Origin of the sequence: Paenibacillus sp. A3M_27_13, assembly GCF_024213315.1 — a bacterium.
Lineage (GTDB): Bacteria > Bacillota > Bacilli > Paenibacillales > Paenibacillaceae > Paenibacillus > Paenibacillus polymyxa_B.
The window spans coordinates 61,535-84,592 of record NZ_JANAVE010000008.1; the positions used below are offsets into that span (position 1 = coordinate 61,535).

Annotated in this window: 16 protein-coding genes and 2 pseudogenes; 13 read left to right on the forward strand and 5 right to left on the reverse strand. The window is 39.4% G+C overall.

Annotated features, from left to right (window positions below):
• Positions 1–98: 98 nt before the first annotated feature.
• Together NLX82_RS21965 and NLX82_RS21970 are read left to right on the forward strand one after the other, a co-directional pair.
• Positions 99–392, forward strand: a pseudogene (locus NLX82_RS21965) (SF0329 family protein); the annotation flags it as partial.
• Entirely contained in the window at positions 373–741 is a 369-nt protein-coding gene (locus NLX82_RS21970) for a hypothetical protein (RefSeq protein ID WP_254349059.1), read from the forward strand. The pseudogene NLX82_RS21965 and the gene NLX82_RS21970, both read left to right, overlap by 20 nt.
• A 508-nt stretch (positions 742–1,249) precedes the next feature.
• Here NLX82_RS21970 and NLX82_RS21975 read toward each other — a convergent pair.
• The 4 genes from NLX82_RS21975 to NLX82_RS21990 all read right to left on the reverse strand — a co-directional run bounded on the left by NLX82_RS21975 (position 1,250) and on the right by NLX82_RS21990 (position 6,222).
• Positions 1,250–1,537, reverse strand: a complete 288-nt coding sequence (locus NLX82_RS21975) for a hypothetical protein (RefSeq protein ID WP_254349060.1) — start codon at positions 1,535–1,537, stop codon at positions 1,250–1,252.
• A gap of 156 nt (positions 1,538–1,693) precedes the next feature.
• On the reverse strand, positions 1,694–2,074 hold the full coding sequence (locus tag NLX82_RS21980) for a hypothetical protein (RefSeq protein WP_254349061.1): 381 nt from the start codon (positions 2,072–2,074) through the stop codon (positions 1,694–1,696).
• A gap of 13 nt (positions 2,075–2,087) precedes the next feature.
• Positions 2,088–5,078 (reverse strand): contractile injection system protein, VgrG/Pvc8 family, encoded by a 2,991-nt coding sequence (locus tag NLX82_RS21985; protein ID WP_254349062.1) that lies wholly within the window; start codon positions 5,076–5,078, stop codon positions 2,088–2,090.
• Positions 5,079–5,775: 697 nt separating this feature from the next.
• On the reverse strand, positions 5,776–6,222 hold the full coding sequence (locus NLX82_RS21990; protein ID WP_254349063.1) for a hypothetical protein: 447 nt from the start codon (positions 6,220–6,222) through the stop codon (positions 5,776–5,778).
• A 126-nt stretch (positions 6,223–6,348) separates the two neighbouring features.
• Between NLX82_RS21990 and NLX82_RS21995 the strand changes: the two genes are divergently transcribed.
• The 9 genes from NLX82_RS21995 (at position 6,349) to NLX82_RS22035 (ending at position 18,005) form a co-directional block, all read left to right on the forward strand.
• Entirely contained in the window at positions 6,349–6,699 is a 351-nt protein-coding gene (locus NLX82_RS21995) for a hypothetical protein (RefSeq protein WP_254349064.1), read from the forward strand.
• Between the two features lie 722 nt (positions 6,700–7,421).
• Positions 7,422–7,934, forward strand: a complete 513-nt coding sequence (locus NLX82_RS22000; RefSeq protein ID WP_254349065.1) for a restriction endonuclease subunit S — start codon at positions 7,422–7,424, stop codon at positions 7,932–7,934.
• Entirely contained in the window at positions 7,931–11,140 is a 3,210-nt protein-coding gene (locus tag NLX82_RS22005; RefSeq protein WP_254349066.1) for a type I restriction endonuclease subunit R, read from the forward strand. The genes NLX82_RS22000 and NLX82_RS22005 overlap by 4 nt, the downstream gene beginning before the upstream one ends.
• 43 nt (positions 11,141–11,183) lie before the next feature.
• The gene (gene rhuM, locus NLX82_RS22010; RefSeq protein ID WP_254349067.1) at positions 11,184–12,185 is read left to right on the forward strand and encodes a RhuM family protein; all 1,002 of its coding nucleotides are present in this window, start codon (positions 11,184–11,186) and stop codon (positions 12,183–12,185) included.
• Entirely contained in the window at positions 12,182–13,420 is a 1,239-nt protein-coding gene (locus NLX82_RS22015; RefSeq protein WP_254349068.1) for a restriction endonuclease subunit S, read from the forward strand. The genes rhuM and NLX82_RS22015 overlap by 4 nt, the downstream gene beginning before the upstream one ends.
• Before the next feature lie 15 nt (positions 13,421–13,435).
• Positions 13,436–15,034 (forward strand): type I restriction-modification system subunit M, encoded by a 1,599-nt coding sequence (locus tag NLX82_RS22020; RefSeq protein WP_254349069.1) that lies wholly within the window; start codon positions 13,436–13,438, stop codon positions 15,032–15,034.
• A 359-nt stretch (positions 15,035–15,393) separates the two neighbouring features.
• Positions 15,394–16,383: a tRNA dihydrouridine synthase gene (locus NLX82_RS22025; protein WP_254349070.1), complete on the forward strand. Its 990-nt coding sequence runs from the start codon at positions 15,394–15,396 to the stop codon at positions 16,381–16,383.
• A 54-nt stretch (positions 16,384–16,437) separates the two neighbouring features.
• Positions 16,438–17,007, forward strand: a complete 570-nt coding sequence (locus NLX82_RS22030; protein WP_254349071.1) for an SF0329 family protein — start codon at positions 16,438–16,440, stop codon at positions 17,005–17,007.
• Positions 17,008–17,426: 419 nt separating this feature from the next.
• Positions 17,427–18,005 carry a hypothetical protein gene (locus NLX82_RS22035; protein WP_075153762.1) on the forward strand — a complete coding sequence of 193 codons (579 nt, stop codon included), beginning with the start codon at positions 17,427–17,429 and terminating at the stop codon, positions 18,003–18,005.
• Between the two features lie 48 nt (positions 18,006–18,053).
• Here the strand turns inward: NLX82_RS22035 and NLX82_RS22040 are convergent.
• Positions 18,054–18,211 (reverse strand): annotated as a pseudogene (locus tag NLX82_RS22040) (IS3 family transposase); the annotation flags it as partial.
• Positions 18,212–18,410: 199 nt separating this feature from the next.
• On the opposite strand from NLX82_RS22040, the gene NLX82_RS22045 reads away from it, so the two are divergent.
• Positions 18,411–20,639, forward strand: a complete 2,229-nt coding sequence (locus NLX82_RS22045; protein ID WP_254349072.1) for an MrcB family domain-containing protein — start codon at positions 18,411–18,413, stop codon at positions 20,637–20,639.
• Positions 20,611–23,022 (forward strand): restriction endonuclease-like protein, encoded by a 2,412-nt coding sequence (locus tag NLX82_RS22050; RefSeq protein WP_075153764.1) that lies wholly within the window; start codon positions 20,611–20,613, stop codon positions 23,020–23,022. The genes NLX82_RS22045 and NLX82_RS22050 overlap by 29 nt, the downstream gene beginning before the upstream one ends.
• Positions 23,023–23,058: the final 36 nt, after the last annotated feature.

The window sequence follows — 23,058 nt, forward strand, 5'->3', positions numbered from 1 at the left end:
AGGATACAAAGTGATTTAAATAAATTGTCTCATCTTTCAAAAAGAAAGCCTGACAGCCGCAAATACTGGTAGTAGGCTTTGAGAACATAGAAGGATACATGTCCTGGAGCAAATTGAAGCAACAGCTGGAGAGTTTCCTCTGTCCTGCGTTATATGGAAGGGGCGAATACCGGGCAACCAGTTATCGGTATTTACCTGATAAATCTGGAATTTGTTATATTGCTGTAGATAAAAAGAACGTACTCAATATGAGTGATATAACGAGCTCGATCAGATGGTATCAGTCGGAGCAGGAAATTAAGAATGATCCAGATATCCAAGTTCCTATCAACAAAGAAGAAATTGAAGCGGTCAGAAAAGATACCAAGGGAATTGTTCCAGAGGATCGTCTATGGTAACTATAAAACATATAACTTTTTTAGTTATAATGACTTTAAAATATGGACTAGTTGGGGACCAGATGGAAGCCATGTTTCCAAAACAAATGTCCCTATCACAGGTCCATACACATCCCTAGCTATAAGTAACATAAACGCTTTTGCTACTTCTCATGCCAGTATAAAATATAATTTGGCTCAAACTTTGATTGCTCTTGGTGTAGCGGCAGTTACATGGGAAACAGTTGTAGGATTAGTTGGCTCTGGACTTACTGGAGCAGCATCAGCGGCTGGTGTGGTTAATGATCGTTCACAAGCTAGATCAAGTCTTAAACAAGCATATAATTATATTCAACGTATGTAATTTTCGACTGAAGAGTAATAAAATTAGCAAAGGTGATATTAAACCTTTGCTAATTTTATTTTAAAGGGGGACATGCAAATATGGTTTTCGTTATTATCTCAATAGTATCTTTCTTGCTACTATTTTTTCTGATTTATAGAATTATTAAATATAAGACAAGGAAATATAACCGTGAAAATTTTGGACTATCATTAATTATGCTTCTTATTCTAGTAGGAAGAATATATATCAATACAGGAGAATCTAATCTAAAACCCTTGCTAATAGGTTATACATTTTTGTTCTCTGTTTTATTATTAATTTTTTTATTTGGTATGATTCGTAAGAAAAATAGTAAGCAATGAACGGAAATTGACCGTTTTTATGAGCTGCTGATGATAACTATTTAATGCGTTGGTGGAGAAGATAACCATTCTCTCACCAGCGCATTTTGTTTTTACCTTGAAAAGTGGAATGAGTATAGATTAAATACTGGACTAAAAAAATCATAGACTAAAGTGAACAAAAGCTAACTAGTGACTGTGGACTGCATGACGGGAAGGATCAATCGAATCCCGTCTTTTACTCCTTCCATATAGATGGATTGTTTATCTTGACTTAGCTGATAGCTTATGGCTTCTTCCCATTCGGATAGCAGTTGCTGAATATTCTCAGTTTGATTAATTTTAAATTGCTCAACTTGAGTGAATAGATTTTTGTCCTCAAATGAACATGAAGCCTGTTGTTCACTGGCTAATTCCAACTGATAAAAACGTTGGCGTAATGCTTCTTGAAACCAATCTGACCAATTTGACATGGCACATTTCCCCTTCCGTGGTTTGAGTGTGTGTATGGTAACTCTGATGGGGAGGGATGGCAAGTCATTGTTTTTGTAAGCAAAATAAGCCCATTCCGACTCATAGATTCAAGTCGGAACAAGCTTTGGGCAGCTTTTTAATCGTAAAAAAATGACCTATTCAGAAATTTCAATATAGTTCTGTTCATTAATTTGTTCATATTTTATTTTTATTTTTTCCGTTCCTTCTAAAAGTGAGGCAATGTATCTTGTTATTTCTACCGTCACTCTCTCAGCATCATCTGGGCCTTCAGTGTATGGGCTTGGATTGACTTCTAGTATATATCCCCCCTCACCTCCATACCCTTGTATAACTAACTCAAAACCCAATATATTGGCATTAACATATACTGCCGGTACTTCTTCATAAATGTAATCTTCTAAACCACCAAATGGAATACCACCAACCAGTTTATCTGAAATAATCTTTGCAACACCAAAGATATCTTCCTCAGAATCTATTGGTAGAGAACAAGTAAAGTAAGGGTATTTTTTCATATTAATTTTTCTCCTAATCATTATCAATTATTTGAGTACCTGCTTTAATTTTTTGGTTATATTCTTCTTGCGTAAATATACGAAAAGTAAGCTTGTCTGGTCTCCCTTTCTTATCCACTCTCCTTAGACCATCTAAAGATTCTTTAAGGATTTTATCGGCTTGCCGTTGTAATTGTTCAACCTCTTTAATTTTTGCCCCTGACCTCCATTTATCATCAATCCGAAATCTTGAAGCCAGCTTATCACTGACAATAAATGCATCAATATCAAAGTCCGTTGGATCAAATGGCGCGTTCCCCTTATGTGAGCCTTTCTGGCCTGTTGCCAAAGAACCTCTATACCCCACTTTAGCATCCGGGTCTAATTCTTTTATTTTCTTCGCAGCAGGACTCAGTGTCGCTTGAACCGTATTCATAATATCTATTCTGGTTTTAGGTTTACCCGTCCCTTTAGTTTTAGTTAGACTCGATTTCGGCTCATTCGTTGGCTTCAAGGGTTTTGGTCCTGGAACATCTTTGGAATTATGATGTGTCCCTTTTCCACCTTTTATTTTTCCCTTACCCAGAAGAGAGCTAATTAGCACCCCAGCTAATGTCTCACCCTCCATGTAACTTTGGCCCTTCTCTAACATCCGTTTATCGTCTTCTTTTAAACCTTTGAGATACTCATCTCTGGCATTTTCCTGATCCAAAACATAATTTTTAGCAAATACCAAATCTCCCTTTGCCTCTTCATATTGGCCCGACACTATAGTACTTATAGTATCCACAGGATGCTCGATAAGAGCATCTTTTAACTGTTTCAAGCCTTCAACGTTCGCTTGAACTGTTTCCTCCATGCCCTGGAAAAAGAGTGTGGTTTCCTCGCCAAAGCTTTTTTTAGGGGGTTCGGGACGATTAGCTTCCCAGTCACGAATACTTTGCGCATACTTTCTTGCTCTCTGTAATTTTTCTTCTTCTGGGGAAAGCGGCTTAGGAGGAGGTTGTTGCTTCATATAATCCCTAATCCATTTTTTACGAACACTTTTAGGAACCTGCTGATACGCATGAACCATCATCTTAGACTCTTTCAGCAAGTTTTGAACCAGCTCCAATGTTCCACCGGAATGAGCCACATGACGAGCACTTGTATACACTTTCCCCAAAATCCACTTGTTATAATAGGCTTCCTGAGCTCGCTCATACTCGTATTGACTGACCAGTCCCTGCATTGTTAAACCAGCCAAGTATTTTAACGGATGAATTCTGGTTCCCTTACCGCCTCCCCCAACCGTAGGTGTTCCTTTACTTCGAACAGGAATGGCTGCAGTTGCTTTCAGAATGACACCCGCCGCAGGCCCACTTAGTGCTCCTATAACAGCACCAGCCACTTTTCCCATCACCGGAATGGAGCCTAAAAGCTTAGACACCGTACCCATCAAAGCTTTGGCCTGTTGAAGGGCTGCCGGACTTGTGACTTTCGCGGTAGGAGTGTTGCTGGATGGAGCTTTGGCTATTGCTGCAGTTTGAGCCGCTTCATAGACTTTAATACTCATCAATGGAGGCTCAGGTACAGGAGGAAGGTCAGCTACGAAAACTGGAGCTTTTACCGTACCTTCTTGATAAATCACTGGAGCTTTGGTGTCTGTCTCACCATCCAATACCATGCTGCTGGCTCCACCTATTAAGTATAGCGCCGTGCCAGCTTCCAGTGATAGTTCCTCACCTGCATTGAGCTTCACATGACCACCCTGAATCTGCACATTCCCCGGACTGTTAACGGTAATGCCACCATCTTCATTTAGTGTAATTGAAAATTCATCCGAGGTGGACAGGGTCAGTTCTTGCTCAGACATTTCTATGCCGCTTCCTTGCACATGTTGCCATACCTTCACATTCGGCTGTCCATTGGTGTGGCGTTGTTGTCGCAGTGAATCCGTTACATAGGCATCTTGTTCGCGTTGGATAGGCAGATACAATTCCACCTGTTCCCCGATCTCAGGCATATCGTACCAGCCGCTATGCTCTTCCGCGACATAACGGGTGGCGACGGGAAACCAGCAGGCTTTGGCAGGATCTTGCTTCGGGTCGATGTCCAGTTGTAGCTGTACAAAATCCTGCTGTACCTTGAGCACCGTTCCTGTCAGCGAAATTCCAGTAGCCTGATCGTTTTCATACCGCGCATAGCGGATATCTTGTTCAGTTTGAAGATCATAGCAAGTGCGTAGTAAACCATCCGTTAGTGTGGTCACGGCTCGAACCACGACCAGTTCTTTGCCTGGCCCGATGGGTAACGTGATGAGGTCGCCCAGCGCATAGTATTGTAGGCTTTCGATCGTATAGGTGATATACGAGCCAGCACGTTCTCTCGCCTTTTCTGAATCCAACTCATGAAACGTTTTTCGTACACGATAAAATACATCCCGCTCCACCTTATGCTGCTTGCCTTCCGGCATCCCGAAGAAAACCTTGGGCGAGGCTGCGGTTACCTCTGGCACAAGTACGGAGCCGAAGCGAGAAGCGAGACGTTTTAAAAACGCCCAATCGGTCTCCTCATATTGTAAAACAAATGTCTCTAATTTGGCATAGTTGCTTACCGTATCAATGGCATCTCCGTATTGATATTTTCGAACCAGCGCAGTGACCAGATCATCATAGGTGCGGTGAATATCTTGATAGGAGCGTCTTTTTACCTTGATATCCATTTGATAGGAATGGGAAGCAGCCTTCAGTTCAAAGGTATATACTCCACGTGTGCAATTCACAGACATTTGCGTAACGATCCCGTGGAACAGTCTTCTTAGCGATTGTCCTTGATCATCCAACTGACGAATCACAATCGGCTCTTGCTCTATATTTTGTCCGATGCATGCGGCTCCCTGTTCTTCGGAGAGCATACCACTGATATGTAAAAAAGTATGATCATTAATGGTACGTGTTATTTGAAGTTGATCGATGTGTTTCGGCTGAAAGGGGCCATAAAAGCGTAGGCTTTCATACCCGATCCCATCTGATAATATGCTCAAGTGAGTTCATGACTCCTTTCTAGATGCGATGGCTGATTACAAAAGTAAAGTGCAGCAATTTTAATTCGAGTCTGACGAATAGAAGAAATGGATGAATACAACTTTGAGTTAAGACCCATATGTATCGCTGAGTTTGTTGGATACAAAACGTTCTTATTCGGATACAGATGTTCCGAGTAAGCTTTCATTCTAAGTACAAAAGGGTAAGAGGTGATATTTATTAAACAGTCCAGCATATGTATTTATCGGTTGAAAGAGAGATTTAGTTTACAAAATGACCCATTAGTTGGGGGCTTTCAGTGTGTATTTTTGGAAGTAGGAGAAATGAGAGGGGGTTAAGTTGTGTACAGTGGCGGGTATTATCAATACTTTCATTACTTACCTAGTCGAATAGCTGTGTAAACAAAAAAACGTATTTAGTTTACTCGACTAAATACGTTTTTTCGTTTGCTTTGAATATGCATATTTATGTTTTAGTTACGACTATTGAACGAACCCACATACGTAAGATCATTACTATTAATCACTTGACCTGGAGTTACAATAGCTTCTTTATTTGGTTCATAATAACCCATAATAAAGTCTGTGTTATAGTTTCCATAATAGAATGCTTGCCAAATAAATTTAGAGCAGTAATTAGGGTTCATAGTTTTAAGTTGATAGTTATCCCAATTTGCCCAAGGTATATGGTAACTTGTTACCGAAGAGTAATTGTTTTGTGCCCAATAAGCTGCGTTACGGCCATGAGTCGCTCTATAGACAGCGATTGATTCACCAGCCTTATGCCTCGTTTGGTAATAGAAATGGTATCCCTTTTTCCACCTTCTCCTTGATTATCATTTACGGCATTTACATGATAAACCATATAATCAGGTCCAATAATTCCAACATGTCCGGCAAGCATTGCACTTCCGCCTAATGCTTTTGATGAATAAAGCACATCTCCTACCCTGACTCTAATATTGGTTCCTGGATAGGTTGAATCTGGATCTAACGCTGATGGCGCAAAGCCATATGTGGCCTCAGAAGCACTTACAGAAGGATCAACTTCGGAAGCACTTACAGAAGTTACACCAAGAAAAGAAGTAAAGAAGAGAAGTATTAGTAGAGCAGGTGAAAAATCTTTAATTTTTTCATAATACACCGCCATTTTCCATAAATTTAAATACAATACTTAATTATACACAAAGAATGCTGGAAGTAAATGGAAAAATAATGTATGATTATCCTAAAAGAGAGTTTGTTGAAATAAGAGGAGGGAGATGAAAAATTGAATTTTTATAATAATAGATTGGTTCAGATATTAATAGTAATACTCTATCCTATTACGGCATTTGTGGTATTAAGTAATGGTGCTAAGATAGTTTCATGGGGGATACCAGCAGTCATTGCAGTATTGTTTTGTTTTCTTTGGAAAAACCTTCGATATTTAATCATTTCTAATGCATTGTTATGGATTTTATCAGTACCAATTTGGTTTTGGATTGAGGGGGGGCAGGGGGCAGAAGTTTTCATTGCAAATTTACCACTCATCATACCCCTATTTATGTTTATTGTGTTTCTACCAGAAGTTATAATAGTTTTGATTAGGAATTTCCTTCTCAATAAGTTTAGACGGTAGCATCAAGAACTATGTGTAAATGAAAATAACCTTTCTTGTAGAAGTTGGTATTCATCTTTGCTGGTGAACATGATGATTTCGCTACAGAAGGGCAGCTAAAGGATTTATGCTTGCTTATCTGAGACTCACGTTATCTGATTGCACCGGATTGTAGTCATTGACCGCATATGTTTAGAGAACAGCCCCGATTAATCAATGATTCTATTCTTTTGGATAGACATGCTATTTTCTGATCTAACTATATTCTTTCCATCGTCTCGACACATGTGGAGTGCTGTTCACTATTGGTCAGGAAAGACTAATAATTAAGGTGTATTGGCGTATACAGCAACGGAGCAACAATTGTCACTACAGGTAGAGACTTATAGAGGCGGTTGTATCGCTCTCCCGCAAAACACATGATACCAATAAGGTAGATATGATTAAGAATGCCTTAAAGCACTTTCAAGTAATTTAATATTGGATACGAAAACAAAAAGTTGTTTGCTCTTTAACAGGGTAGGCAACTTTTTCTATATAAAAATTACTATCACTATGATTTCTATATAAAAAACGTAATTTTTTAAAATTAATAAAATTATCACTTGCATTTTTAAAAACAATTTTATAAGATATAAGCATCAATAATAAAAGTTAATTTTAGAAAGGCACGAATTTTAATGAGGAGATTAGAAAACGTAGTAGAGTTCGTGAGTGGCTCTCCACAATTTAGGATTATAGAAGTGGTTGATGATAAAGCACCACTTTACACCTATTATGGACAACAAGATATTGAAGATGATTTGGTTGGTATTGATTCAAATGGTAGTGAAAGCAAACAAGTACGAACCTTGGATAAGGTCAGTACGCTATGTCAAGGGGATATTGTTTTTAGTTTGATATCGGGAAAATCTACTATAGTTGGTGTGAAGCATCGGGGATATCTATACACGCAAAACTACGTTAAATTAGTAACTGATGAAAAGGTTGATTCAAAATATCTTGTTTACTTACTTAATGAAGATAAATTCATTAAGAAACAGTTTCAAATGGGGCTACAGGGGTCTCAAGTTCTAAAATACACACTGAAACAAGTGAAAGAGCTTGAGCTACCAGATCTGCCCGCACTAGAAAAACAGCGCATAATCGGTGAACTCTATTTCAACCAATTGCGACTAGAAGCATTGAAAATTAGAGCGGCAAATTTGGAAACTACCATAGTATTAGAAAAGCTTAGGGGGGCAATCAATAAATGACCGAGAATCAATTTGAAACAGAATTAATTCAATACCTGACGAGTCGCACAATTGTAGAACAAGAACATCCTGAAGGAACGGGTAACTTTGATATCAAAGAATCAAGTGCTGGCTACATAGTGAAAACAAAATTATGGAAATACGAACCGCATATTAAATCTACAGAACAACTCTGGAATAATTTCAAGGCGATCCTGGAACAACACAATCAGAATACGCTTGACCATCCTTTAAGTGTTGTGGAATTTAATCAAGTTAAGAAAATTATCTCTGATATTCAGACCCCCTATGAAGCAGGGCAGTTCTTATATGGTTTAAATGGGGTTTCGCAAATCGAAATAGATTTAGATGATGGACGTCATGTGTTTCTTACTGTATTTGATCAAAAACAAATAGGGGCTGGAGATACCGTTTATCAAGTGGTCAATCAAATCAAACGACCATCAGTGATCACAGGAAAAGGAGAATGTCGTTTTGACACAACTCTTTTGATTAATGGTCTACCAATCATTCAAATTGAAGAAAAGCGTGATACGCGTAATGTCGATGAAGCGCTCAATCAGATGCAGCAATATGCTGCAGATCATCAGTATCGTGATATTTTCTCAACCTTGCAAATTTTGGTGGCAATGACACCAAATAATGTGAAGTATATGGCGAATACGACGGCAGATAAATTTAATAAGGATTTTGCTTTTAACTGGCAACGCAAGAGTGACAATAACATCGTGCGTAACTGGAAAGAATTTGCTGATTCTATGCTTTCGATTCCAATGGCGCATCAAATGGCTACTAACTACATGATTTTGGACGGAACAAAGAACAAACAAACGTTGAAAGTGATGCGTCCGTATCAAGTGTATGCGACACAAAATGTGATCGAGGGCTTGAAACGTTCAGATTTTGAACTTGGTACCAATAAAATCGGTTATATCTGGCACACAACGGGATCTGGTAAAACGATCACAAGCTTCAAAACGGCATGGCTGGCAAGTCGTATGCCGAAGGTGGACAAGGTTGTCTTTGTTGTGGATAGAATTGCTTTAACCAAGCAAACCAATGAAAATTACAAAGCCTATGATCCTGATGCGACAGAAGACACATTTGGTAGCGTTCAAAACACAGACAATACGACTGATTTGAGTCGCAAGCTTAAAAGTAAAGACAATAGCATTATTGTTACTTCGGTTCAAAAACTAGATACCTTGGTGAAACGCAAAACCTTTCAAGCTCCAGATAAGAATATCGTATTTATCGTGGACGAAGCCCATCGTTCAACTGGCGGTGACTCATTCAAGAATATCCAAAAAGCCTTTAAGAAATCTGCTTGGGTAGGCTATACGGGAACACCGATGTTTGATGAAACGACCACTGGTCTTCGAACAGAAGATATTTTTGGTCCACTATTACATGCATATACCATTCGTGAAGCGATTGCTGACCGTAATGTGTTAGGATTCAAGGTGGATTTTGAGACAACAATTGACGAAAAACAAATGAAAGAACAATATCTTCCTGCGTTTTACCGTGAACGCTATCCGAAATGGAATGAAGAACGAATTCAAGAGAAAATCAACAATCTCTCCCAGGAAGATATGGATGATGCTGTTGAACCCAGTTTCTACGATGAAAATTCGGATCATATCAAATTAGTAGTGCAAGACATTTTCAAAAATTGGCGTAATCGTTCTAATGAAGGCAAGTATAATGCTTTGTTCACAACTCATGTGGGTGGTGGTAAAGCAAGTACGCCAATGGCAATGATGTATTTTAAGGAGTTTCAACGTGTCAACGAAGAAAATAAGATGAATGGCGGACAAACATTAAAAGTTGCGGTGACATTTAGTCAAAACACTTCAAACAATGATAGTATGCTTGCTACGAATCAAGGTTTGTACGATGCCATTACAGCTTATAATGCTGAATTTGGTACATCTTTTGGGATGGATGATGTTTCTGGCTATACCCAAGACGTGACTTCGCGATTAAATAAATCGGTCACCGATCGAAATTTCCTCGATTTGGTTATTGTGGTTGACCAATTATTGACTGGTTTTGATGCACCTGAACTTAACACGCTTTATGTGGATCGAACCTTAAAAGGTGCTGGGTTAATTCAAGCCTATTCAAGAACGAACCGTATTGCAGATATGCAAGAGAAACCATGGGGACGTGTGGTAAATTACCGATGGCCTGCTCAAAATGAGAAGTTAATGAATAAAGCACTTGCTGTTTATGCGAATAAAAACTCAGCTATTCTTTCTGAAGAAGAACAACGTCAGTCTAATCAGAAAGACGGTATCATTGCTAAACCATTTGAAGATGTATTTAATGGAGTGAAAGAAGTGGTTGGGAAGCTAGGTAGCTTAACATCTGATTTTCAACAGTTGCCACCATCTGAAAAGAAAAAGGACGAGATGCTCGATTTGCTCCGTGAATATAACAGAGGAATGGCAAAATTAAAGCAATATGATCCAGATGAAGTTGATGGCGAAAAAGTCGGATTTAACTATGATGATCGAGATGAGTTAATAGAGAAGTTAGGGATGACTTCAGATCAAGAGAAAATGTTGACAACCGTTTTAACGAATGAATTGAAGTCACATATTGCTAAAGAGAAGAAAATTCCTCTTTATCAAATCGAACTGCGCATGACACATGTGAAGGATGTTAAAGTAGACTATGATTATCTTACTGAACTCGTGGAACGATTATTGAACGAAGTCCACGAAGGCAAAGATGAAGAAGCCAAAGAGACGCAAGAAAAAATCAATCAATTTGCCAATGGGTTGGATGATCGTAACTATGCGACTAAAATTATGAATGCAGCTACTGCAATTATCAAAGGTCACTTCCCACCTGCAGGCTCTGACTTCAAGTATCCTGTGAAGCTGAGTGACAGTGAACATATTATCCAGCAAGCGAACAACGTCAGCCTGGATCGAAGGTTTCTTGACTTCCGAGTGAAGTGGGGAATCACAGATATTATCACAAGTGCTCAAATGCGAGAATTGTTTAGCCGTCATCGCTATGGCTTGCAAGATTTGGATGATACGGGTCAAATCCGTGACATTATCGCTCAAGCCAGTTCTGACTATAAGACACTAGCTCATGATGAAAAAGTACAGTCCTTATCTAAAATGAAATATCGAAACGGGTTGCGTGACGCGATTTACGAACTAGCGGATGAAATGGTAGAGAGGTAAACGGGGCGAAATCGTTCAACAAAGTATTAGATTGGAGTTTATTATGAACGAAATACAATTTTTAATGTATGATGCCGATGAAAAAGTGGAAGTTCTTGTTCAAGATGAAACGATCTGGGCAACCCAAAAGATTATTTCACAACTTTTTGATGTTGGAGTCCCAGCAATCAGTAAACACCTAAAGAATATTTTCCAGTCTGGAGAATTGGATGAAAAAGTGGTTGTTTCTATTTTGGAAAATACCACTCGACACGGTGCAATGGAAGGGAAAACACAAATAAATCCAGTGAAGTATTACAACTTGGATGCCATTATCTCAATTGGCTATCGTGTAAATTCGCAAAAGGCGACGAAATTCCGTATATGGGCAACGGATGTCTTAAAAGATTACATCCAGAAAGGTTTTAAAATTGATGTTGAACGTATGAAACAAGGTGAGCATGTTTTTGGTAAGGATTACTTCCGTGAGCTGATTGAAACCGTTCGTTCCATTCGAGCAAGTGAAAGACGTATATGGCAACAAATATCAGATGTATTTGCGGAAATTTCATACGACTATGACAGAAACGCAGACATCACCAAGAAGTTTTATGCGACAGTTCAAAATAAGTTTCATTATGCCATTACAGGCAAAACGGCTGCGGAAATTGTGTATGACAGTGCTGATAAAGATAAAGAGCACATGGGACTTACTTCTTGGAAGAACTCACCCGATGGCCGTATCTTACAATCTGATGTATCCGTTGCGAAGAATTATTTATCGGAAAAAGAAATTCGCAGTCTGGAGCGTAACGTATCCGCGTATTTCGACTATGTTGAGCGTCTGCTCGAAGATGAGGTTTTATTGGGAATGCAGGACTTTGCGAAAAGCATTGATGAATTCTTAACATTCAATCGCTATGAAATCTTGGATGGAAATGGACGCATTTCACAAAGCACAGCTAAGGAAAAGGCTATTGGTGAGTATAAAGAATTCAACAAGCATCAAAAAATAGTATCTGATTTTGATAGAGTCATTAAGACCATACAGGGAGAGCAGCAATGAGCGAACACAAAGAAAATGTACCTAAATTAAGGTTTCCTGGATTTACTGATGTGTGGGAAGAGCGTAGGTTGTGGGAGATTGTTGAATTTAATCCTAAATCAATATTGCCAGACGAATTTGAATACGTTGATTTGGAATCTGTTGTAGGTACTAATTTGATTAGTCATCGTACTGAATCAAAAGAATCTGCACCATCTCGAGCTCAACGGTTAGCACAACTTGGAGATGTCTTTTATCAAACAGTTCGTCCTTATCAAAAGAACAATTATTTGTATGACTTGCCCTATGATAACTATGTTTTCTCAACTGGTTATGCACAAATGCGACCAAGTATTGATAGTTATTTCTTGCTTAGCCGCGTACAAGAAGAGTTATTCGTTAAGGCTGTTCTAGATAGAAGTACGGGTACAAGTTATCCTGCAATCAACTCAAATGACTTAGCGGAAATTGAAATTAAAGTACCTATTGATAAAGATGAACAAGTGAAAATCGGATCATTATTCCGAAGTTTAGACCACCTCATCACCCTTCATCAGCGTAAGTTAAATAACGTTAAAAATTTGAAGGATGGATTACTTCAAAAAATGTTTCCGAAAAATGGCGAAGATTTTCCTGAAGTTCGTTTTCCTGGATTCACTGGCGCTTGGGAACAGCGCCATTTCTTCGGCAATATCAAAAGTACTATTGATTTTCGTGGAAGAACACCTAAAAAGTTGGGATTAGACTGGAGCGAAACTGGCTATTTGGCACTATCTGCCTTGAATGTTAAGAATGGATATATTGACCCTAGTGCAGATGCTCATTATGGAAATCAAGAATTATACGATAAATGGATGACTGGACGTGAATTAAGAAAAGGACAAGTACTTTTTACAACTGAAGCACCAATGGGAAATGTGGCTCAAGTACCTGATGATACAGGCTATATCCTAAGTCAACGAACGATTGCTTTTGATGTTAATCCAGAAAAGATTACCGATGACTTTCTTGCTGTACTTTTACGCTCTCCGAAAACATTTGCAGAACTATCTGCTTTGTCTAGTGGAGGAACAGCTAAAGGAGTAAGCCAAAAATCTTTATCACAGTTAAAAGTTACCTTACCAACAGATCTTGAAGAACAAGCCAAGATTGCAGCCTTTTTCAAAGGCCTCGACCACCTCATCACCCTTCATCAGCGTAAGCTGGAACACTTGCAAGAACAAAAGAAAGCACTACTACAACAAATGTTTATTTAGGAGGAAAATAGCAATATGAGCAATAATCTACAAAGCATCACAACAAAACTGTGGGCGATGGCCAATGAGCTTCGTGGAAGCATGGATGCCGCAGAATATAAGAACTACATTTTAGCCTTTATGTTTTATCGTTATCTGTCAGAACATCAAGAACGATATTTAGTTGAAAATAATGTTATTGATGTTGCCGCTGGTGAAACGATCAATAGTGCCTACTTAGAACAAGCAAAAGGTGACGATTTGAATGATTACTTAGAAGATATTTCTGCAAGTTTAGGCTATGCCATTGCACCGCTTGATACTTGGGAATCTTTAGTTGATAAGATTGATAATAGCATGGTGATTCCTAGTGATTATCAGACTATTTTTGATAACTTCAATCGAAACGCCGAATTAAATAAAGAAGCTGCGAAAGATTTTCGTGGTGTATTTAACGACATTAATCTTGGAGACTCACGTCTTGGCTCTTCTACAAATGAACGTGCAAAATCACTTAACCGAATTGTAAAGCTTGTTCATGGCATTGAATACAAGGGTGAAGATAACAAGGATATTCTTGGCGCAATCTATGAATACCTGATCGGTCAATTTGCAGCAAGTGCAGGTAAAAAAGGTGGAGAGTTCTACACACCTCATGAAGTGTCTAAAGTTTTGGCTAAAATCGTAATAGACGGTGTAGAGGAATCGGAACATACTTTTTCGCTGTATGACCCGACTTGCGGTTCGGGATCATTGTTATTAACGGTTCAAGGTGAGCTGCCTGGTGGAAATAAACCCGGGGCGATTAAATTTTTTGGTCAAGAAAAAAATACGACAACATACAACTTGGCTCGTATGAATCTGATGATGCATGGTGTTTCATTTAATAACATAACTCTGTCTAATGCTGACACACTTGAAAGCGATTGGCCTGATGGACCAGATGCCCAAGGAACTGACCATCCACGCTCATTTGATGCCGTGGTTGCGAATCCTCCTTATCCTGCTCATTGGGACAATAGCGAAACGAAACTCAAAGATCCACGTTTTAGGGAATATGGTAAACTCGCTCCTAGAACTAAGGCGGATTATGCATTCATTTTACACAGCTTGTATCATCTGAATGATACTGGAACCATGGCGATTGTATTACCACATGGTGTCTTGTTCCGTGGTGCAGCAGAAGGTGCGATTCGCCAAACGATCATTGAGAAAAACTACCTTGATACCGTTATAGGCTTACCTGCCAACTTGTTTTATGGCGTATCCATCCCAACTACGATCTTGGTATTCAAGAAAAATCGTAAAACAAAAGACATCTTGTTTATCGATGCAAGCAATGAATTTGAAAAAGGCAAAAATCAAAACAAACTTACTGATAAAAACATTAATAAGATTATAGAAACGTACCGAAATCGTGTAGATGTTGATAAATATGCTCGCGTGGCATCACTTGAAGAAATCAAAGAAAACGAGTTTAACTTAAATATTCCTCGCTACGTGGATACGTTTGAAGAAGAACAAGTTATTGACCTTGATGAGGTGAGTAAGCTATTAGAGCAAGATAAACAAGAAATCGCTGAACTTGAAGCCAAAATCAATGAACAGCTGAAAATTTTGGGTATTCATGTGTAGAAATTGACGAAGTGGGCCAAGGATATTATTTCTTGGCTTTTTTTAGCTATTTCGCATGGGAACGGCATAGGAAGGGGGAAGTAATGCCGTGCAGTATTTCTATGAACTGCGGCGCAGTACGTTATAGAAGATGGCAAGGAGGGGCGGGCGCTCTTCCTTTTTTTGCGAGTCTTTTGGGGAGTATGCTCCTCTATTGAGTATGATATACTCATTTAGATGTCTATGCTTAACATATACTGCCGTTTGAACTACGTTGCTTAAACATGTTATATGTGAAGAAGAAGCAAGGACATGAACAGGTTAGCTTTACCATTTTGGGACCAAAGATTTGTCCTGGTATGTATAGAGGAGTTTTTGATATGATGAATAATTTTTGGCGTGATTTGCCACGACCTTTTTTTATACTGGCACCGATGGAAGATGTGACGGATGTTGTGTTTCGCCATGTCGTAAGTGAAGCAGCCAGACCGGATGTGTTTTTTACGGAGTTTGCGAATACAGAGAGTTATTGTCACCCGGAGGGAAACAAAAGTGTACGCGGGCGTTTGACTTTTACAGAGGATGAACAGCCCATGGTGGCCCATATCTGGGGAGATAAGCCGGAATATTTCCGTGAAATGAGCATCGGTATGGCGAAAGAAGGCTTCAAAGGCATCGATATTAATATGGGTTGTCCTGTAGCGAATGTAGCCGAGAATGGGAAGGGAAGCGGCCTGATCTGCCGTCCCGAAATCGCAGCAGATATCATTCAGGCCGCCAAAGCCGGGGGACTGCCCGTCAGTGTAAAAACAAGGCTCGGTTTCACTACCGTAGACGAATGGCGCGACTGGTTGACCCATATTTTGAAACAAGACATTGTAAATTTGTCCATTCATCTGCGGACAAGAGAGGAAATGAGCAAAGTAGACGCTCACTGGGAACTGATTCCGGAGATTAAGAAACTTCGTGATGAAGTGGCACCAGATACACTGCTGACCATTAACGGAGATATTCCGGACCGTCAGACCGGCTTGAAGCTCGCTGAGCAATATGGAGTGGATGGCATTATGATTGGGCGTGGTATTTTCCAGAATCCATTTGCGTTTGAGAAGGAGCCGAAGGAACACAGCAGTGAGGAATTGCTTGAATTGCTGCGGCTTCATCTAGATCTCCATGATCATTATTCAGCGCAGGAGCCACGTTCTTTCAGCCCACTCGCCCGCTTCTTCAAAATATATGTCCGTGGATTCCGAGGGGCAAGTGAACTCAGAAACAGCTTAATGAACGCCAAATCAACAAGTGAAGTGCGTACATTGCTTGATGAGTTTGGAAGCAAGGATCATGATGAGGTAGAGGAACGTGGAAATTAAATTGCCAAGGTGGGGGACGGGCTGTTAGTAGGCATTGAAAACATAGGAGGATATATGTCTTGGAGTAAATTGAAGCAACAACTGGAGAGTTTCCTTTGTCCTGCGTTAGACGGAAGGGTCGAATACCGGGCAACCAGTTACCGTTATTTAATTGATAAACCTGGAATTTGTTATATTGCCGTAGATAAGAAGAACATACTCAATATGAATGATATCACTAGTCCAATCAAATGGTATCAGACGGAGTTGGAAATCAAGAATGATCCAGATATCCAAGTTCCTATCAGCAATGAAGAAATTGAAATGGTCAGAAAAGATACTAATGGGAACGTTCCGGAGGATCGTCTACAAGTAATTGCAAGAGGTAGAAAAATATCAGAACATGCAAAGGATCTTTTGTCAGCACAGGCCTCATTAAGCAAGTCTAATTTTAATGTTGTAGCTAATAAATTTTTAACTACTTCTATAGAGGAAAGCTTAGAGAGTAATGATATCTTATTGAATATTCTAGCTTTAGTGGACAGACGAGTAGGAAAAAAGCGAATTTTAAACATGACCGAGAAGATGAAGTTAAAGCACCCCATTGTGCAGTATTTTTATGAACTACGGCGTAGTACGTTATGAAAATAAATAACTTTTATTGAAAGAGTATTCTTTAGCCAAAACCGGATTCCCCCTGAAAATAAAGGTAATATGATAAGAGGTTACCGTAGTATTGGACAATAATGGTTATTTCTAAACTAATAATTGAATTGAAAACGATTAAAAACTCTTCATTATTCTTTAGGCAGTATGTTAAGTTGTTTTTATAAAGAACACAACGGAAACGATAACCAGATGAATGAGTTATTAAGTTTATTCTTACCATATTATTAAATACCAAGATAATCATAAATAATAATCGAGAAGATACCGGGGATTCCTTAAAAGGAGTCCTTTTTAAATTTCATCAAAGTTAATGATTTTCAGTCCTTTAAAATGATATTATTTATGCATAGGCTAATAATCCTATCAATTTTAATGTAGTGTGAGGGAGAAAACAAATGAATGCAAATTTCGGAGAAGAATTGGTGTATTGGTATCTTAGATTAAATGGCTTCTTTCTTATTAATAATTTTGTTTTACATCAAAATAGTGAGGGAAGGACATCCGACGCAGATTTGTTAGCTGTTCGATTTCCATATGTATATGAAGAAACAGGCGGTAGGTTAGAGGATTGGGATCCGTTGTTACTTTCTTACTTTGAGCCAGGGAAAACAATAGGAATTATTTGCGAAGTAAAAACAGGTCTCGACTTTAACACCAATAAAATTTTTCAAGATTATAATGTGAATAAGTCTGTCCAAAGAATTGGATTTACGAGTAACGAGTTAGATTACCAAGAAATTTTTTATAACTCTATGGTTAGTTTTGGAGATTATCAGATAGCCAAGCTGCTAGTAACAAGAAAACTTCATAATCCCAAAAGTGATTGCTTACATATCAAAATGGTTCACATTAGAAGTTTCCTACGGGAAAGGATGCATAAATATATGGACCGGAAGTTGGGAGACCGTATGTTTTTTTCTTCTTCATTACTTCAATATTTAATATGGGATGAAAGTTTAAAAATGAATCGGTGAGATTCAAAAAGTGGTTCCTCTGATATAGAGTGTACAAAAGACGACGTTTATTTGCGTCAAATAGCCCAAAGTTCCATGAATGCGATGCTTATTGAACCAGTTGACGTAATCGTATAATTCCAAATCTAAATGACGAAGGCTCTGAAAGCTCATCTGGTTCAAAACTCCGTTTTAATGATCTTATAGGTGGCATCAGCCACGGCGTTTGGGGTTGCAGTAACTTCCCAAGATGCTGAATACGAAAGATGTTTCAAAGGATATGCATAAAAGGAACGGTCTTGCTTTTTAGTTTCTTCTTTAATCTGGAATTTAAAGTTTTCCCTATCATGCCGATAAAGAAAGGATAAAGTTACTTTTTCACGAATTATGTCTAATATAGCCAATGCACATTCTTGGAGGAATACCATGTTACCTAACGAACTTTCAAACATTTTCCGAAGTAAACAAAAGTCCTATAAGATGGTTCTTGTTTTATCCCTCATCGACGAGTATGAAGTGAACCACCACAATCTAATATTTCCGCTCAACAAAGTTGCTGAGCGGTTTTTGGCTTATTACCGACATCGTAGCAGTATAGGAAATCCAGTGGATGCCCCACCGCAGAGAGAAACTTCAAGCTGGAATGATTATACGTTAGCCCAGACGAGGACACTGCTTAAAACACCTATAGATGCGCTATCTTCAATATTTGAATTTAACAACGATCAACAAACTATTACCTTTAAGTCATCCATTATGGATCAGCTGAATGACAAAGTAATTCAGGAATTAAAAGAATATGCGCTAAATGAGTTAGACAGCTACAATAATCAACTGACATCTAACGAGATAGGAGCCGCCTTTTCACTGCAAAATACTCTAACTGAAATTTTAAATAGTTACCTACACGCCAAAACACAAACTTTTGCTAATCATCCCTTAGGTGTGCTGTTTCGACAAACTATACCGGAACAACTAAGGAAGCTGCCCTTTATTGATGATAACTATAAAATCCAAGGCTCTATTGGTCAGGGCAACTGGGCTAACATACCCTGGATTGCTATCATGGATAAGCGAATTACAGGAACAACACAGCAAGGCCAGTATATCGTTTATTTATTTTCAGAGGATATGAGGAATGTTTATCTAACTTTAGCCCAAGGGGTGACCCTTCCTATCAAGGAATGGGGCAGGAAAGAGGCCTACCAATATTTCGAGCAAAAGGTCACCGAAATGCGAGATCAGCTTCCGCTTGAAAGCATGCAAAAGGATGATAACATCCACCTGACAACAAGCGGTTTAGGACGGGATTATCAAGTATCCACGGTGGCTTATATGCGTTATGATCAGGGCTCTATTCCGAATGATGAGCAATTATTGGCTGATTTAGAAAATGTAATGAATAACTATAAGCTTTACGTGGACAGCCTGACACAAGAGCCAGTAGAAGAGAATGAGCCTACTTTCGAATATGAGGAGCTAGGGCCATTGGATCCATTAACGGTATCGCCGCGAGTTGAGCAAATCAAAGCCTTTATCGAGCAAAGAGGATTTCATTACCCGACGGGGCTAATTGAGAACCTGTATTTATCTCTGAAGACTAAACCATTCGTCATTCTAGCTGGAGTATCGGGTACAGGCAAAACGAAGCTTGTTAAGCTATTCGCTGAGGCACTTGGTGCGATTGGAAGTAACCATCAATTCACGTTGATTCCAGTAAGGCCGGATTGGAGTGATCCGTCCGATCTTTTGGGCTACAAAGATTTATCAGGAGCTTTTCGTCCGGGCCGTTTAGCGGAAGTGTTGGTGGATGCTTCACAGCCAGAAAACCAACATAAGCCTTATTTTATATGTCTGGATGAGATGAATTTGGCTAGGGTGGAGTATTATTTTAGTGATTTGCTGAGTATCATCGAAACCCAAGAATGGAATAACAATCGAATTGTGACTTCACCGTTAATTAACCAAGATTCCTTAAGGTCAGAGGATCAGTCGATCTATGGGGATCTATATTTGCCAGATAACGTGTATTTGATTGGAACAGTCAATATGGATGAGACTACGCATCCTTTTAGCAAAAAGGTGTTAGATCGTGCCAATACGATTGAATTTAACTACATCAATTTACAGCAGTATCCAAACGATCATCGGGCAGAGCAACAAGAAGTGATAGTGGCCGAAAATCAATTTTTACGCAGCGAGTATTTACAGTTAGTGGACGTGTACAGGGATTATAGTGATTTGGTACATAAAACGACAGAGAAGCTCGTGAAGATCAACCATATCCTAGAAGAGATTCATGCCCAGGTCGGATTTCGGATTAGGGACTCCATTTGTTTTTATATGGTATATAATCAACGGTTTCAATTACTTACTGAGGATGAGGCATTTGATTTGCAGCTTCTTCAGAAAATACTTCCGCGTGTCCAGGGTAGTAGTTTATCTGTGAAACGGGTGTTACTGCAATTGATGCAAGGAGCGCTAGGGAAGTCTTTAGTAGTAAATGATCTTATTGAAGATGCTTCAGGCCTCTACCAGAAATGGAGCTCCAGTCAAGGAGAAGAAGATGCGAGGCATCCTCAAACTGGTAGAAAAATTGCCTTCATGTTACGGAGGTTGGAGGAAGATGGATTTACCTCATATTGGCTCTCTTAGTCAGAGCGTTGAGCTTATTCGTGTCGAGACGAATCTGTTTAATTTATATATTCAAGGCAAGCCGTTTCATCCGACCGTGGAGTTTTTGCAGCTTCACCGCACCGAGGAAGGGAAGTGGGTGGATACCTCACTGCAGGTGTCTACTCTGTCCACGGTTCTATCTATTGAAAAGGTATCTGTATTTACTCCTCAATTAGGCGAATTGTCACCATGGCAAACAGGTGACCCAAGCTACCCGATCTTTTTCGAGACGCAGTCTTATGAGCTAATTATTGAGAAAAAGCAGGATATAGCGTTAACCTTTCACCATGAGAATGTAAACTTACGTCAAGCGATTAAGCCCCTCGGTAAAACGATTTTATCCGGTATTCTGAACTTTCAAAATGAAGTCGGACTATCCGTTTTGGAGCTAAGATGGAATGGGCAGCCGATTTGTCAGCTTCAGCTCGAGATATTTCCAGCAAAGATGGATTACAAAAATGATTACCAAATGATCCTGAAAGATGTGAACCAGCAGATTTATAATCTATCCTTTGACTTTTTACGAAAAACCTACAATCTGACGGGTCTAAAAGAGACACGTAATCAAAGTCTAACTGAGTTTTTTACCATCCTTCAGCATGTGTTCGACCAGCTTGTTCAAGCTGTGGAGCGGATTAAGGCTTCTCCGCATACTAAGCTAGTGAAAGAGGAGCGAATTGTAGAAGCTGCCCGAGCGAAGAAGGTGGGCAAAGAGAACGTTCCTTTTATAACTAAACGTCCCCATCTGTTAGTGTCGGATGAGAGGCTTGGCTTTGTACCGTTAAACAACCAAGGCTATTACCCAAGTCATGTATTGGAGACGAAACGGCAAATTAGCTACAACACGATGGAGAATCGCTTTGTACGTTGGATGCTGCTCCGTATTTCGAGCAAGTTGAAGGATATAAAAGCACGATTGATGAAAAAGGGTCGCTTACAAGATCCCTTGCTAGCGAAGCGGTTGGAATTTATGCAAACACAAATAAAGCGTCTATTGAACCTGGATTTTCTAAAGGTTGGCGAAATGAAGCAATTGTCGATCTCTTTGGTGTTACAAATGGCACCGGGGTATCGGGAAGTGTACCGGAATTATTTGATGCTTATGAAGGGCTTGTCCATTCAAAATGACCTCTTCCGTATTTCCATGAAGGACTTAGCACAGCTATATGAATATTGGTGTTTTCTTAAAATCCATGATCTTCTTAGCCGGAAGTATGAGCTTCTCACCCAAGATATGATTAAGGTTGATCGCAGGGGCTTGTTTGTAACCCTGGATAGAACACAGAAGGCCAAGATGGTATATCGAAACCCGGCCAATGGGGAGGTATTCACCCTTTACTACAACACATTACCTAAAGGCGATCATAGCGAAACACTGGGGCAACAGCCGGACAATGTTCTTACACTGAAGAAAAATGAAGCTGCGGTGGAATATAAGTATATTTTTGATGCCAAATATCGCTTGAATCCAGGGTATGAGGGAACGTCGTATTTCAGAAATTACAAGATGCCTGGTCCCGAGGAAGATGACATCAACACGATGCATCGCTATCGGGATGCTATAGTGTACACCGATGTACATAACCGGGATTTGGAACGAAGCATGTTCGGTGCTTATGTGTTGTTCCCATATCATGATGAGGAACGGTTTCAAGAACATAAATTTTACAAAAGTATTGAGTTAATTAATGTTGGGGCATTTCCATTTTTACCGAACTCAACAAAGCTGATGGAAGCTTTCTTGGATGAGATTATCATGGATAGTCCTGAGAAAGCCTATGAGCGTTCTACCCGGCCGCGGGGGACGAAGAGTTATTATCAGAACAAAATGAGCGGCAAAAATATTATGGTTGGTTCGTTGCGGGAAAAGGCGCAGTTAGATTTAGCATTAAAGTACGAGTTTTACCATATACCATTGGAGAATATCTCTGATCACAAATTATTAACACAGATAAAATATGTTGCTCTTTATCAGTCACGAAGTCAGTTTTTATCCACAGGCGAAACCGGGATTCATTGGTATGGGAAAGTGGTTGACTGGAAGGTAATGCAGCGTAAAGAAATCACCGAACGTCCTTACAGGCGAGGTACGGAAGATAAGCTATATGTGAAATTTACGGTGGAGAAATGGATGAAGAGGGACAAGCCGATTGTATCTGGAGGGAGAGGGATTTATACGGTGTTGTACACGTCTAAATATATGTTTGACCGTGCAGTGGAGATTGCTGAACTCAAATTGGAAACAGAAGAGGACCTGGTGCAGTGGCGCGAGCAGAGACGTTTAGGTACAGTTAAAGTGGATTTGAATCATGAGCAGGTAGACTTGGCTAGTAAGGTGTTGGGGGTCCGGCTTAAGGAGTGAGGAAGCATTAATTCTTTCTATCCATATGCTGAGAAA